Source organism: Microbulbifer maximicatervae (SeqCode) (genome assembly GCF_052467615.1).
Genome location: NZ_CP174319.1, coordinates 1,618,790 through 1,633,387, shown reverse-complemented (window position 1 = coordinate 1,633,387; position 14,598 = coordinate 1,618,790). Strand labels below are relative to the sequence as shown.

13 protein-coding genes are annotated in these 14,598 nt (G+C 47.8%); 2 read left to right on the top strand and 11 right to left on the bottom strand.

The features are described 5' to 3' along the window. Positions 1-141 precede the first annotated feature (141 nt). The 9 genes from ACJJIM_RS07430 to ACJJIM_RS07390 all read right to left on the bottom strand — a co-directional run bounded on the left by ACJJIM_RS07430 (position 142) and on the right by ACJJIM_RS07390 (position 10,033). Entirely contained in the window at positions 142-945 is an 804-nt protein-coding gene (locus tag ACJJIM_RS07430) for a class I SAM-dependent methyltransferase (protein ID WP_444912841.1), read from the bottom strand. Between the two features lie 36 nt (positions 946-981). Beyond that, entirely contained in the window at positions 982-1,350 is a 369-nt protein-coding gene (locus tag ACJJIM_RS07425) for a SpoIIAA family protein (RefSeq protein WP_413665487.1), read from the bottom strand. Between the two features lie 81 nt (positions 1,351-1,431). After that, positions 1,432-1,998 (bottom strand): hypothetical protein, encoded by a 567-nt coding sequence (locus tag ACJJIM_RS07420; protein ID WP_444912840.1) that lies wholly within the window; start codon positions 1,996-1,998, stop codon positions 1,432-1,434. A gap of 309 nt (positions 1,999-2,307) precedes the next feature. Beyond that, positions 2,308-2,772, bottom strand: coding sequence for a hypothetical protein (locus tag ACJJIM_RS07415; RefSeq protein ID WP_413665485.1), 465 nt, complete (start codon positions 2,770-2,772; stop codon positions 2,308-2,310). Positions 2,773-2,971: 199 nt separating this feature from the next. Further along, positions 2,972-4,057: a PQQ-dependent sugar dehydrogenase gene (locus ACJJIM_RS07410; protein ID WP_444912839.1), complete on the bottom strand. Its 1,086-nt coding sequence runs from the start codon at positions 4,055-4,057 to the stop codon at positions 2,972-2,974. Positions 4,058-4,207: 150 nt separating this feature from the next. Continuing rightward, positions 4,208-5,221 carry a GlxA family transcriptional regulator gene (locus tag ACJJIM_RS07405; RefSeq protein ID WP_444912838.1) on the bottom strand — a complete coding sequence of 338 codons (1,014 nt, stop codon included), beginning with the start codon at positions 5,219-5,221 and terminating at the stop codon, positions 4,208-4,210. Positions 5,222-7,400: 2,179 nt separating this feature from the next. Next, positions 7,401-8,048, bottom strand: coding sequence for an OmpA family protein (locus ACJJIM_RS07400; RefSeq protein WP_413665482.1), 648 nt, complete (start codon positions 8,046-8,048; stop codon positions 7,401-7,403). 615 nt (positions 8,049-8,663) lie between these two features. Further along, positions 8,664-8,891 carry a SlyX family protein gene (locus ACJJIM_RS07395; protein WP_282933169.1) on the bottom strand — a complete coding sequence of 76 codons (228 nt, stop codon included), beginning with the start codon at positions 8,889-8,891 and terminating at the stop codon, positions 8,664-8,666. Further along, positions 8,891-10,033, bottom strand: coding sequence for a serine hydrolase domain-containing protein (locus tag ACJJIM_RS07390; RefSeq protein WP_413665481.1), 1,143 nt, complete (start codon positions 10,031-10,033; stop codon positions 8,891-8,893). Before ACJJIM_RS07390 ends, ACJJIM_RS07395 begins: the two co-directional genes overlap by 1 nt. Before the next feature lie 110 nt (positions 10,034-10,143). Between ACJJIM_RS07390 and ACJJIM_RS07385 the strand changes: the two genes are divergently transcribed. Beyond that, positions 10,144-10,608: a PaaI family thioesterase gene (locus ACJJIM_RS07385; protein ID WP_282933171.1), complete on the top strand. Its 465-nt coding sequence runs from the start codon at positions 10,144-10,146 to the stop codon at positions 10,606-10,608. A 63-nt stretch (positions 10,609-10,671) separates the two neighbouring features. Here the strand turns inward: ACJJIM_RS07385 and ACJJIM_RS07380 are convergent, their stop codons facing one another. After that, entirely contained in the window at positions 10,672-11,505 is an 834-nt protein-coding gene (locus ACJJIM_RS07380) for an ion transporter (RefSeq protein ID WP_413665480.1), read from the bottom strand. A 166-nt stretch (positions 11,506-11,671) separates the two neighbouring features. Here ACJJIM_RS07380 and yciH point away from each other — a divergent pair, with 166 nt between their 5' ends. Continuing rightward, positions 11,672-11,995, top strand: a complete 324-nt coding sequence (gene yciH / locus ACJJIM_RS07375; protein ID WP_444912837.1) for a stress response translation initiation inhibitor YciH — start codon at positions 11,672-11,674, stop codon at positions 11,993-11,995. On the opposite strand, the gene ACJJIM_RS07370 is transcribed toward yciH, so the two are convergent. Then, positions 11,992-14,535: a hypothetical protein gene (locus ACJJIM_RS07370; protein ID WP_444912836.1), complete on the bottom strand. Its 2,544-nt coding sequence runs from the start codon at positions 14,533-14,535 to the stop codon at positions 11,992-11,994. The genes yciH and ACJJIM_RS07370 overlap by 4 nt on opposite strands. Positions 14,536-14,598 lie beyond the last annotated feature (63 nt).

The window sequence follows — 14,598 nt, the reverse complement described above, 5'->3', positions numbered from 1 at the left end:
TGGGATAACAGAGGTGCCGCTACCAAGGCATAAGCCGCCCTTTTAGCAACGGAATTATGGAAACATAGAATTCATAGCAAGTCGGTGCCCACACCATCTTTCACCCAAGGAGAAATCGGCTAGGGCAGCGGTATGTGGCAGTTAGCCTGGAACCCCATGTTTGGTGTAGATATCGAAGCGGCCGGATTTCCCCTCCAAGGAAAGGTTGGGCTTCATATCAGCCAAATAGGGGGCAAGCTTAGGGCGCTTAACTACTGTGCGGTAGTAGCAGGCCGCCAAGGCAGGGCTCAATAAGCTATCCGCATCCTCATCAGTCCCAACCAAATGATGGAAGGCAGCCATTTCCTTTTTGACCTTGGCAGCTTTCCCCCGCGCAGGGAACATCGGATCCAGATAAATAACAGGGATGGATTCCTCCGATTGCAGCGCGAGCCACTCTGACGCCGCCGTACAGCAATCCACCAAGCTCATTCGCTCAGAAATTGCAGCCAACTCAGCATCCCCGATAGACGCCTGTCGCAGCCGGCGTATTCCATCTTTCAGCAATTGGAAAACAACCGGGTTGCGCTCCAGCATCTGCACCTCACATCCCAGCGCTGCCAGAACAAAAGCATCTCTACCCAAACCAGCGGTGGCATCGAGGACTTTGGGATGGAAGCCAGAACGCAGACCAACAGCTTTTGCTACCGGTTGAGCTTTACCGCCGCCATACTTGCGGCGATGAGCAAGTGTTCCAGCAACAAAATCCACCCATACTGGCCCGGCTGCTTTACGCCCGGTCGCACATAACTGCAGTTGCTCTCCGACACACAACACTTGGGGAAAGTCGACCACATCAGCAGGAGAAATAGCTCCAAGGAGGGGGTAATCTAACTGAGCGGATAGTTCTTCCGCTGCGGAAACATATTCTGGCGCCGCAGCGACAATAGCCAACGATGGACTCACCTGCCCTCCAGGTAACATTGAAAAAGGGAGGCGATGCTAACCCGGTTTTTGTAACCATTCCAGAGCTTGAGCGGACTCCTCTTCGGGAAAGGGACGCACCTCAGCACTGATGAAGTGACAGGCAAGGTTGGGCATAAAGCGGAGGATAGGATTATCGGTAACCACGGCTATTCGGCGGATATGCCGTTGATGCTCTCGAATAAAGCGAAAATGAGAGATCATTGCGACGAAGCTCTCCCAGCCAGCAAAATCTCCCGCATTGACTAGCAACCCTTCTATACGTCCCCGCTTGCTGATGATCGGATCAACTTGCGCGGCTAGCAACTGGAAGTCCTCAACGGTTAACTTCCCAACTGGTCTAACTTCGAGTATTCGATCACCCTGATGCCAGATATGCTCAATCATATTTTGAGAATGCGGCAGGGCCACACTTCTGTGCGGCCCTGCTTTTCGCTTAGCTCGATGTAGCTGAGTCATTACTATTGGTCAGTTATCATTACTTTCCATTCCCTCATCCTGACCGGTATCTGCCTCTGTATCTGTTTCAGTGCCATCGGCAGAGGCATCCATATCGTTAGTCGCTCCCTCTACAGCATCATTGGCTTCCTTCGTAGCATCATCTACGACCTTATCCGCTTGCTGATTTAGGTCGCCGCCCGAGTTATTGCTCGCGTCTGGCATGGCGCTAGAATCATTAGCATCCGGGCTCATGTTGCCATCTGCACCCATATTGTCGGACCCTGACATAGTAGCGTCAGGTGAGCCCCCGTTATCTGAAGACCCCGGAGGAGCGGGATCGGTTGAGTCAGAGTCCTGGGGCATTTGGGAATCGGGATTGCCCATACCATCAGGGGAATCCGAGGTATCTGCTGGGGCCATTGAGCCACCGCTACTTCCTCCACTAGAGGGGGTAGAGGATCCCCTCATCTGTTCACTCTTCTGCTCCTGCTCCATCGAGTTATAGGCTTCTTTAGCCTTATGCTCGCCGCTGCGCGACATAAAATAACCGATGATCAGTAATAAAATGATCAGGGGAATCAGTAACTTCTTCATATCTGGACCTCTCGACCCCAGGCAAACTCAAAAGAAGACATTAATCATTAAAATCGAGCCGGTTACACAGTGCTGGTCGGTGTACTTTCTCGATAACAATCCCAAACCCTGACACTCCAGCCTGTTTACAACGGTGCGCAACTTAATGAGATGCAGCGCCTGTAAAAGAAGGTCGCGCCAATACTGATAAGAATAACCCTCCTTTGGGGTTCTTCAAGGGGGAGAGCCACTTCGTAGCAGGTTGGATTGCTGTAAAGAAAGAACCAGTTACAACTGATAGTTCTAACAGGTCTGCAAGAAAGCAACTTATTAGCCCTGTTTAATAAACTTATTAAGTTGGGCAAGTATCGCGGTGGCGTCTGACTCAGCAATAACCGCCTCACAACTCCTCAGGTGTAACCTTCCGTAGCTATCCAAATTCGCAAAAATCAGATAGTTTTCACCTTGCTCCAGCTTTAAATCGCAGGATTCAAATCCCAGGCGGAAGGTGATCTCTCCACCCATTGGCCCCTTCCAAACCTGGCTGGGAACGGCAGAGTAGATATAGCCTGATATGGCTGTAATTCCCTCCTCAGACAGTGCGCTATCCACATCCCTGTGAACATCAATAATTTCTACTTGCGCCACAACCTCAGCTTGGGCAAAACGTAATTCCAAATGGGCAGTAGATGCCGAAGCTATGTCCTCAGTCGCATGCGCCGTGCTACTCACTAGGAGATATAAAATAACACTCACGATTTTGGAAAATGTCTCACAGGATATTTTTTGCGTCACAACCCTCTCCTAACTTATGCTCTTATCGCAGTAGACATAGCACAAGTAATTAGGATCGGCTTACTCTTTTTTACAGAGTCTGAAGGATAGCTAAGAGGTGAGGAAATATGGCAGAAATTCCTCTAGCGTGAAAACCAATAAAGTGGATAACCAAGCGGGCTGCTCAATGAGCAGCCCTGATAGCTATAAAATCGGCCATTTAAATACCGGTATAGGTTAAGCGATAGATTTTATGGGCAAAATCATCAGAAATTAATACGCTGCCATCAGGCATTTCTAAAAATGTAACAGGGCGCCCATAGGTGGTTTCATCCCGCATAAAACCAGTGACCAGCGGCTTGTAATCCGTGACCTCACCATCTTTAACTGTCGCCATCATTACTCGGTAACCTGATTTTTTGCTTCGATTCCAGGACCCGTGCTCAGCAACCAACAAGTTCTGTTGGTATTCCTTGGGAAACTGCCCACCGCGATAAAAGTGAATTCCAAGAGGCGCCACATGGGCATCTAAATTTAATACCGGCTTGGAATAATCAGCGGCCTTCTTACCCTGACCAAATTCCGGATCTGCAATATCGTCACCGTGGAAATAAGGATAGCCAAAATGCTCTCCTGCAAAGCTTACCTTATTGATTTCACAGGGTGGGATATCATCACCCATCATGTCCCGACCATTGTCTGAAAACCACAATTCATTAGTTTGCGGATGAAAATCAAAGCCAACGGAGTTTCTCACTCCATTTGCAATCACTTTTGTTTTCTTAGATTGCAAGTCCAGCGAAAATATTTTTGAGTAATTTTCGTTGGCATCACAGATATTACAGGGCGCGCCGACGGGCACTATCAGCTGCCCTTCACTATCAAAACGCAAAAATTTCCAACCATGATGCCTGTCCGCTGGAAACTGATCGTAAACAACCTCAGACTTCGGTTTGTCAAGATTTTTATCAATCTGGGGAAAGCGAATAATCTTATTGACATCAGCCACATATAAATCGCCATTTTTATAGGCAATACCTGTCGGCGCTTTTAAATCATCCATCAATAGCCAACGCTGATCAGCTACACCATCATTATCTGTGTCCTTGAAAGCATAAACTTTTTTCGCGCTGAAAGAACCAGAAAATACTGTACCCGACTCAGAACGTGCCAATTGACGAGCCGTCTCAACATCTTCTGCAAAGTAGCTGAGCTTAAAGCCCTCGGGTACCTTTAGGTAATCAAGGTCTATCTCAGCACTTGCAGAAGCTGCAAATAGCAAACTGGCCAAAAGTAAGTATTTCATATTTATATTCTTGCAAAATATAAATATTAACTAAAAGTGAAGATGTTGATCAACTCAGAGGTTCAGACATACATGAGCACTCATGCTTAAACACTGAAAAGCCGCCTCCCATATCGAAGATAAGCCGAAAATCAACGAAATCCAGTATTTTCAAGCGAACTGTTTGCGGTATTTACTGGGAAGAATACCTTTCTGCCGAAGAAACGCCCTTCTCATTTGTTCCTGCGACGAAAAGCCACACTGGGTTGCCACTACATCCTGACTAATCCCTGCCTCCAATATTAACTGACAGGCCTTCTCAACTCTAACCTGCTCCAAATACCGAGCCGGAGTTACACCTATTTCGCTTGTGAAGCAGCGAGAAAAATTCCGGGGGCTCATTGCTTGTTTTTTGGCCAAAAAATCAACGCTGAGAGACTGCTCTAAGTTAAGGTTTATCCATTCCAACAACGGGGAGAACCTATTATTTTTTAATTGTGCCTGCAAATAACTACTGTACTGACTCTGATCACCATCACGCTTCAGGTACAAAATCATTTCCCGAGCAACTAAAAGGGCCAGTTTTCGACCGAAGTCCTCCTCAACCATAGCCAAGGCCAAGTCTATCCCTGCACTTCGCCCTACAGAACTGTAGATTTTCTTATCTCTCACAAAAATCGCTTTGTCATCTACTTCAATATCTTTATATTTTTTTAGATCACCGATGTATTTTTCATGGGTTGTAGCCCGATGCCCTGATAAAACTCCAGCCTTAGCTAGTACTAATGTGCCACTTCCGCTAACCCCTATCCTCTCAACTTCCCTTGCCTTAACTTTCAACCACTCAAGAAACTGACTGTCATCCGTTAAGTCAAGGCAACTTTTCGCAGTACCACCACCAACTAAAAGAGTATGGATGGAATCAGCCTCGTAGAAACATTTATCTGGATGTACTTTCAGGCCAGTAGTTACTTGCCTCGGCTCCTTGCTTGCAGCCAAAAATTCAATTTTATACAGCTGATCTTCGCCGTACCCAAAATCGGCCATTTGTTTATTAGCAAACGTAAACACCTCAGCTGGACCTGTGATATCCAGGCACTGGGCACCAGAGCAAATAATGATCGATATCGTTCTCTTTTTACTTTCTTTAAGGCCCTGGTATGACGATAGAAGACTACTTTTCACGGCAAACACCTACAACTAACTTATCAACCCAGAAGGGTTCTTTATGTTTTCTCGCAAATCTAACTTGGCGTAAAAAGGCAAAATAACTCGTTGGAATTAAGTGACTTTGCGTTAGGATGTACTAACCTTGTATATTCTGTAAAGTGATATTGATATTACCTTAAAGAATAACCAGTCACCCAAAATTTGGGGCCTTTTAACTGATCAAATTTCATCCCACTTGTACTAACAAGCTGTACCAATAAAACTAACAACCTCAATTGGTACAGATGAACCAATAATTATTTCACTTACACAACGATAAATAGTATTTTCCACCCTAAAAATTTTGGCGTCTTTAGCATGCACACCAGCAAATGATTGAAGACTGTTTTTTTTGACACATCTAAATAAAATGCCAATTAAGGACCCACAACACTGCCTCAATTTTTCCACCCCGCCCCACAGACCGGGCCTGGGTGTAAAACAATCACCCAAAATTAAAAAAACTCCAAATCACAAACAAAAAAAGAACAAAAACCTACTAGAAAAATTTAAATGTAATAAAATTGCAATAAAACACTAAAGCCAAGAACTATTTACCAACTCTAACATCCAACCACTCAATCAATAGCTTTACGATCGATTCAGCAATTAGGCGCAGCTACTACATCTACCGCATGTTAAGTGAGACCCCTATCTTTACCTGAGCCACTAAAATTCTAAACTCTTCCCTTAAGAGGAGAGTCAAGGCTTTAAGTTAAGAACTCATTGTGTACTCTTCTCAGAACCTACTTTTAGCCAACACCTTCTGCCAAGATCACCGCTACCCCTTATTAATTACCAACCAAAAGTTATCGAGATAGCCTTTCCATCTTATGGATAAAATCTTTTAGTGAAGAACTGAAAATGACATAGACCTTCATAAAAAGAGCTTGAAGCCCTCAGCCCCAATATGAATCTCACAAAACATTTAAGTAATGAAGCTTGACTATCATCACAGGCCCACATCTTAAGACTCATCATTTCCAACCAAAAGGACAAGCTTCCTGCAAAATTTTACTTTATCGTCTCTTAAAACCAGCCAGGTTCACAATCACCATTATTATATTTCTGCAGCGTATAGATCAGCCATTTACAGCAGTGAAACCATGAAAAACAATACTTATGGAATTCTTTACCCTCCTCAATGTGTCGAATTAATTCTCCGACGAGACAGACACAAACATCCATCCATCCATCCATCCATCCATCCAACAACTAAATTACCAATCGAAGTGGCGAATGAGGGAAGGAACAACCTCCACTATTAACACAACCCTAAAATCTGGCGCTACACCCTTCGAATTAGAAGTATTTATGCGATCCTTTGCCTGGGGGTACTAATCAAAACTGATTCCACCAACTAAACACCTAAAAATATCCGCGACAGAAAAAACAATAAAAACTTACGACTCATACCACCTCAACTTGCACAGGTGTACCAACATAAAAAGCTGGTCAAAATATAAATCACATAAAATACAAATCCAGAAAATAATAAAACTAAGAAATTATTATTAGCGCCAACCCAACCCTAGACAACTTAATTTTCGGACTTTCCTGCTTACTTGACGGCCAATGCTCTAAAAATCAAAAAGCAAGCAAATCCATCTCTGCATACATGGCCACAAAATCAATTTTTCATAGATAGAAAATATGATTGGCAAAAAATCTCTATAAAAATGTTGGCACGTCTAATTTTTAGCAGTCGAACAAACTGAGACATCAAAGAACTGACAACCACTATCGTTTGGCTCAAAAAAAATTTCTAAAAATCTACTAGAATCAAACTAATGCTAAATCTTAGGGTCGTTAGATTTATATAAGTCTGAAAACAAGACAACACGGAAATCCAAAGATGAGCCTTGATCTAAATAGAATGGTTTGAGCGGCAACTACAAAAACAGTTCGGAAAAGATTCTGAAGATGGCAAGAGGATAAGTGAGAAAGCTATCTCTCAATACGTCATCCGCTGAGTAACCAGGGATCAAAGCCGGAAACTCTTTGCAGGGACAAACAAATAGCGGATTAAGGGAATAGTTAAGAAATTGAGCAGAATAATAAAGGGAATTTATGAAGGGGTGTAGTGCCCAAACCGAACAATCTGGGCACTATCAACAAAAGAACGACTAAAGGTAGAAATTATCTGACCTGATCGTTATAAAGGCAGTAGTTCCAACTCAACTCGGCGATTGGCCTGACGCCCAGCTTCAGAGTCATTGCTGGCAATAGGATAACGCTCACCGTAACCTACAGCCTGTACACGACCTGCAGAAACGCCCTGACCGCTGAAGAAGCCAGCAACGGAATTAGCACGCTGTTCGCTCAAGCTCTGGTTGTACACATCTGAACCAGTGCTATCGGTATGGCCGCTGACTCGAATTGCAGTTTTATCAAACTCCTGCAATACAACAGTGACCGATTCCAGAGTGTCATAGAAGTCTGTACGAATATCTGCGCGGTTAGTACCGAAGGTAATGTTACCTGGCATGATCAGGCGAATATTATCACCTTCACGCTCAACACGTACGCCGGTACCTTCCAGGCGCTGACGCAACAACATTTCCTGACGATCCATATAGTAACCAATGCCACCACCGATCGCCGCGCCACCCAGGGCACCGGTCAAGGCTCCCTTACCACGGTCTTTCTTACTGGCAGTAGCGACACCAACGATCGCTCCAGTTACAGCTCCAATTCCAGCCCCCTTGGCGGCATTACTGGTCTTACTTTCACCTGTGTAAGGGTCCAATGTGGAACAACCAACCATCGAACCCAGTGCCAGGGCTGCTACCCAATATTTCATTATTGGCTCTCCTAACGCATTTTTAAGTAACGGGTATTGAGCTACACATGTCTTGTGCAATCTCTGTATTGTTCAACACACTATCTGACTGGCGGCTGAACCAACCCAATGAAATTTTCCATAGACTAAAGCGAATTTATTGTCAGTTCTACTGACTAGTCCCCATTACGTACTAACTATTCATAACTACGTACCAATGACGGACAAAGTAGCGAGCAAGAAGTGATCAGCTTTCCGGTCTTCCACAAAATCTGTGGATAAAACTGTGCACTAATAAGCTATCCATGGCGCCAGCCGGCGTAAACTCTCGCCTACAGCGTTTTGCACATTTTTTAAACTCTTCAGTTTTCCTTTTAAAAACAACAAGTTAGAAATCTGCCTTGACGTCAAATAGCGGTGGATATCTTCTTGTTTGAGGGCAAATTTTACCAACTGCGTATGTGGAAAAGTTTGTCAATAGCCCCACACTCCACTGAGGCAATTTTTTTAGACGCTTTTGTTTTTAAAGTCACCCCCAAGAGGCAGCGAATACCTCTATGTCTGTCACTTAGTAACAAAAAAAATTTCGTGCCAGCCCCTGTGGACTTCTATAAAAACCCTTTTGTAACCACTGAATTAGTAATGCGGAGGTTTTTCATCCAGCGGCTTGCCGGCCCCCTGCATCTCAAAAGCAATCGTCCGATACTTTTCGCCCAACTCGCGCATATGTGCGAGTAGAGTGCGAATATCCGTATCCTGACGAGTAATCACATCATTTAATTGGCTTATAGTGTCTTCCTGGAAAGCCAAACGGCTCTCCAGTTCATCGACCCGCTCTACCAGAGCCTTTATTTCTTCAGTCATCACAACAACCCGTAAAGAACATCTACCAGACCGACCGCTCGACGATCCATAAATAAGCTCTGCCCCAAACGAGTTGTCACGTATCCGAAGCCCAGCCCTCTTTCCGGATCAGCAAAGCCGACACTACCACCCGCTCCCGGATGGCCAAAGCCCTGGCTACCCCCAAAGCGCAAGTCCGCCGCGGAACTGCTGCGAATAAAGCCACAACCAAAACTCACCTCAGCCTGCAATACTTTATCGTGGCCATGACTCTGCTCCTTTGCCGCTTCATCTATCAACCGCTTGGGCAAAATAGTCGGCTCGTCACAGGTGAGTTCACCGTAAACCGCTGCCAGGTCTCTCGCACTGAAGTGGCCATTGGCTGCAGGAATTAAAGCACCGCGCCACTCGGAGCTATTGGTACCCATCATCAAGCTCACCGGGTTGCTAAATGCCATCGCAACAGGCCCTTTGCGGTCTTCTTTTATGGCGCGGCCAATGGCATTTTCCCGAAGCTCTGGTAAGGGTTGTTTCAGCGGGCTGACATCGGCAATTCTCTGCGAACGATGTCCATTTGCCCCAAAGCCCCCATCAAGATTGAGGGGTTTGGCTAGCAATTCCCGATAAAGTTCCAACAAGGGTTTTTCGGCAACCCTTTCAATTAATCCACCCAAGCTCCAGCCGTATAAAAATGGGGCGTAACCCTGTGCACTTCCGGGCTTCCACCAAGGCTCGCTGCCAGCCACCTGGTCGCAAGCCGCCTGCCAATCGTAAATCAAACTGTCTTTTACCCGCTCACGGAAAGCGACAAGTCCGCTGCGGTGGCACAGCAATTGGCGTGCGGTGACAGTTTCTTTGCCTGGGGCAAATTCAGGCCAGTAATCCGCTACCGGGCGATCCAAATCCAGTTTGCCTGCGGCAACTTGCTGCATCGCCAAAACTGCAAGAACGCCTTTGGAAGATGAGAAGACATTGGCCAATGTGTCTTCAGTAAATGGCCTCTCTGCACCCCGATCCGCACTTCCCGCCCATAAGGAACAGATTAATTCTCCATGCTGGCGCACGGCAAAGGCCGCTCCTGTATCACCGCACTCGCGAAAATTTCTGGCAAAAGCATCGTAAAGAGCCTCTAAACCAGGGGCACAAAAGCCGTATATGTCCATGTATTTACGTCCAGATAATTCGGATAACTCTGTTGCAAGCCCGCAAGGGTAGTTTCTTCCACTCTGCGGCGCAAATCGGTAGTATTGCGCGCTCATAGCGAGGGATAAATATGACTCAGGAAAGCGCAATTCAAGATCAGATCCAGGGCAATCATTGCTTCGGCTGTGGCCCAGACAATGACCAGGGCCTGCGTATTAAAAGCTACTGGACAGAGAAGGATCAAACCCGCTGCGAGTTCCTTCCCAGCTCCCATCACAATGCTGGACCTGCTCAATATTTAAACGGTGGAATTATCGCTACGGTTATCGACTGCCATACCGTATGCACAGCCATCGCCGATGGTTACCTGCAAGCCGGACGAGCTGTCGGCACTGGTGACAAGATCTGGTATGCCACCGGCAAACTGGATATTAGCTATCTGGCACCGGCTGCCATCGATAAACCGGTCATTCTCGAAGCCACTATTGTTCAGCGCTCCTCCAAGAAAACTGTTCTGCACTGCAATCTCACCAGCAATGGACGCCTTTGCGCCAAGGCAGAAGTCATAGCAGTCCGCGTCCCTGATGAATGGTAAAACCATAAGCTGATAAATGGCTGCCGGCCCTGTGTTGGCCGGCAGTGACAAAGTGCGAATAACTTACAGCGCTTCGCTCTCTTCCATATCCTCCAGGCGATGGCCACAGAATTTGCAGTATTCCGCATCTGGGTCATGGGCACTACGGCTGCAGTTATCACAGCGCTGTTGCACTCGCTCCCGATGCATTTCTCCAGCCAATTCCGCCGTTAGAATGCCGGTAGGCACTGCAATAATTGAGTAACCAATCAGCATGGTCATTGCAGCAATGCCCTGCCCCAAAGGCGTTTGCGGAGAGATATCGCCATAACCAACGGTTGTGATGGTCACAATGGCCCAATAAACACTCGTGGGAATACTGGTAAATCCGTGACCTGGCCCCTCCACCACAAACATCAGGGAACCAAAAATAATGCACATAACCAAAACACTGGAGTAAAACACCAGGATTTTGCGCCGGGCCAGCCCGAGGGCTCGCAACAAGACGTTGGCATCACGTAAGTAGCGAACCAGCTTCAGGATTCGGAAGATCCGCAGCACCCGCAACAGGCGAATCACCAAAAGATAGGTGGCGCCAGTATAGAGAAGCGCCAAGTAACTGGGGAGAATTGCGAGCAGATCCACAATCCCATAGAAACTGAAAATATATTTGCGGCGATTCACCGTGCAATATATCCGGGCGATATACTCAATGGTGAAGAGGCCAGTAAATACCCATTCCAGGCCGATGAGTAAGTGCTCATAGCGGTCGCGCACCGTACCTATGGAGGTCAGGAGCACCAAACCCACGCTGATCAGGATCGCCCAGATCAAAAAAACATCAAAATTCCGCCCTGCCCGGGTCTCGGTTCCGAAAATTACCTCATTGAGCAGTTTGCGACGTCCCGTCAACGCCATCTATCACCTCAACTACGCTGCTGTTTCATATTGCGGCAAAATTCTAACCTCTCAGGCTTCAGGGGTCGCCCCATTTTCAACATCGTTTACAGCGGCTTTGACATCCTGCGCACCTCGGGCACAATTCCCGGCATTTTCAGCAAATACCAACGGAGTATTCCCAGCCATGGCTAAGGAGAATCGTCTCGTCTATTCAACTGACCTCGGTCGAATTAAAGAGGAATCCAGGACAGAGAAGCGCCATGATGGAGATGGCATAGTTCGAATCCAAAGGGAAACCAAGGGCCGCAAAGGAAAAGGGGTGACTTGCGTGCGCGGGCTGCCAGGCACTGACAGCGAACTCAAGCTGCTCCTGGCAGAGCTCAAGAAGCGCTGTGGCTGCGGTGGCGCCCTCAAAGATGGGGTGATTGAGATTCAGGGTGACAAGCGTACTGAGATCAAAACATTCCTTGAATCTCGCAACCACACGGTAAAGCTGGCCGGCGGTTAGCCGGCTTTAAGCAGTCGCAGTGGCTTTAACTGCAACTGCTTTTCCCGCTCCAAACACTGACTCAGCAAGGCGGCTAGCTGGATATGATAGTGCTCCAGAATCGCAGCGCGAATGTGTTTGCAACGCGATTCCATAACCTGCAGAGAATCCAGCACTTCCTGTCTCCCTTGTGGCAGCTGCCTGAAAGGCTCCTCCTGAGCTTTCAAATTTATTGCCGCAGCCACCCCTTGCTCTTTTAATAGAGCCGAACTTTCCACTGCCGCTACTATGGCATCTATCTCTCGCAAAGACAGCGCTGTATATTTTTGCAGCAGCTCCCTTTCATTCAATTCTGGTGATAGGTGCTGGGCAAATATTGCCAGCGAGTGGCTATAACCGGCGAGCCGATCCAGATGCGGTGCCAAGCTATCGTAGGCGGCCAAATGGCGCAGCTGATTCCTGGCTGTCTGACGCTGATCCGTGGGCATAGTTACCAGGGATAGACACAGGCGCTGATAGAAAACACCATAAATCTGCTGTAATTGCTTGTGTGACTCCTCCAGTTCAGCGCGCTTAACAGCGATCTGCTCTTGAGCTCCTGCAAGGCTGGCCCCCTTCAAGCAAAAGTCTTCAGCGGTAAAAGGGATTTTGCCGCGTATCAGCGCCGCTCCCAGCTGCATTGTAAAAACCCTGATCTGCAAGTCCTCCCGGCGTCCACGCAAATCACGCAACTCCACCAGTTTACTGCGCAGCCAATCGATAGTGCCCTGCAGATCCAGCGCCTGCATTTCCGCAGAGGATGGCCTGCGCAGAGGCATCAGGGCCAAGGGTGCCAGGCGATTGAAATACTCGTCCAGTACCTCAGCAGACTCCTCTGACTCCTTACTTGAACTCAGTAAAAGTCGGTTTTCGACCATCTCACAGTCTTTGCCAGCAACTTCAGAGGTCACAGCGGTTGCCAGCCCGGCAAAGTCCACAAACATGGATTGCAGGGGTATCGCAGATCTAACCTGCCCCACAAATTCCCGCTCAATCAACACCGCTACACATTCACTGTCGATCGCCTGCTGAATATCCCAGGGGTCCCTGGCCTGCGTCATAGCAGCCTCAACCACATCGCAGGTATCAACATCCAGGTTCTCCTGCATCCAGCGAACGGCATCGGGAATATTTGCACAACTGCGTCCCAGCGCCTGGGCTTCACGATTAATTTCTGTCACCAAGAGATCTGCGTGCACTAACCGGTGCCACTTTCTGGCGAAGTCTGCCAACGCATCACTACCTATTATCTGTGCCGCAATACCGTCAGCCCTCTCCTGTAGCATTACGGCACTGCCTGCGGTTAAGCGGCAATGCAGTGCCTCCAGGCGCTGCAAGATAGGGAGCAAAATATATCCACCTGTCACTAGCATACGGTGAAATGGCGCGGCCAATGCTCCCGGAGCATTATCCGGGCTAACAACACTGCGCTCATTTTCAAAAGCCCACTGCATCAGTTCCAATCGCTGCACGGTGCCGTAAGTCAACCAACCAAGTGCGCCGAGCAAACGGCCGCGATAAAAGGCGAGCCCCCGGCCCACGAGTGCCAGGACCTCCTTTCCGTTCAATGAGGCGACGCTGGCAAGCCCTACCGTAAGTGGTAAATTCTGCCTAAAAACCTGGAAAAATCCCGGCTGGGACAGAATATGGGAGTCTGCACTTACAAAGACCTGGCTGATCTTTGGCAGCCCTAGCTTATCGACCAATGAATTAATTAACTTCAAGGCCTCCTTACCTTCAGAGGGCAACAGCTGACGGGGCTCCGATGAATCTCGCAAACGGGAGGATAAGCAGAAAAATGGCCAGACAAACAGCAGACCAACAAGCAGGGCGAGAAGTACGGTTAAAATACTCAGCGACACCCCCACCCAAGTAAGTTCTCCCTGCCAAACAGCCATAGGGATTTGCCATAGAGCATATCCACTGGAGAAAACACAAGCGAACAGTACCAACCAGAATATTGAAGGCACGATTACTGCTTTGACCACTCCCCAAACTGCCTTTCCCTGACTCGTGACACTGTCAGCCTGTAATCGGCCTGCATCAGATAAATACCTCTCAACCGAATCCCGGGAGCCTTCCGGCTTTATTACTGGATTGCCTGCGGCAGGAGTGGATGAAACGACTTTCTGGGGCTCGTCTGCTTCGAGAGTTTTCTGGCTAACAGGAACAAAAGGGTCAGTACCAGCGCGCGACTTATCCGGCGCATCCACCGATGCAGCATTGACCTGGGCCTTGCGCCGCTGGGCGACTTTTATCTTTGCAATCAGCTCGCGGTTATCAAATCGTCCCGCCGGACAAACCTCCACTCGCAGGCCAATTTTCTGCAGACTGGTGCAAAACTCCAGCGCCTGGTCAGAAACCAACCGATCTTTAATTACCCAGCCTTTTAGTAGCAGCCTGCGCGCCTGGGGCTCCGAGATAGAGAACAACTTCGCCACATCCCGGATAACCGGACCCGGTTCTTTGGCGTGAAGCGTCCTTCCCGTGGAAACCACCTGGTACAAATCCTGGCCCGCCATCTCCCTCTCCTGTCACCAAGTGACGCAAATTGTCACATTTATTACATCTTGCGCGGAGAGTAA

Excerpts from the sequence above, each read along its gene's own strand:
- ACJJIM_RS07425 (WP_413665487.1), bottom strand. The coding sequence starts at position 1,350 with ATGATTGAGCATATCTGGCATCAGGGTGATCGAATACTCGAAGTTAGA.
- ACJJIM_RS07420 (WP_444912840.1), bottom strand. The coding sequence starts at position 1,998 with ATGAAGAAGTTACTGATTCCCCTGATCATTTTATTACTGATCATCGGT.
- ACJJIM_RS07410 (WP_444912839.1), bottom strand. The coding sequence starts at position 4,057 with ATGAAATACTTACTTTTGGCCAGTTTGCTATTTGCAGCTTCTGCAAGT.
- ACJJIM_RS07400 (WP_413665482.1), bottom strand. The coding sequence starts at position 8,048 with ATGAAATATTGGGTAGCAGCCCTGGCACTGGGTTCGATGGTTGGTTGT.
- ACJJIM_RS07395 (WP_282933169.1), bottom strand. The coding sequence starts at position 8,891 with ATGACTGAAGAAATAAAGGCTCTGGTAGAGCGGGTCGATGAACTGGAG.
- ACJJIM_RS07390 (WP_413665481.1), bottom strand. The coding sequence starts at position 10,033 with ATGGACATATACGGCTTTTGTGCCCCTGGTTTAGAGGCTCTTTACGAT.
- ACJJIM_RS07385 (WP_282933171.1), top strand. The coding sequence starts at position 10,144 with ATGACTCAGGAAAGCGCAATTCAAGATCAGATCCAGGGCAATCATTGC.
- ACJJIM_RS07380 (WP_413665480.1), bottom strand. The coding sequence starts at position 11,505 with ATGGCGTTGACGGGACGTCGCAAACTGCTCAATGAGGTAATTTTCGGA.
- yciH (WP_444912837.1), top strand. The coding sequence starts at position 11,672 with ATGGCTAAGGAGAATCGTCTCGTCTATTCAACTGACCTCGGTCGAATT.
- ACJJIM_RS07370 (WP_444912836.1), bottom strand. The coding sequence starts at position 14,535 with ATGGCGGGCCAGGATTTGTACCAGGTGGTTTCCACGGGAAGGACGCTT.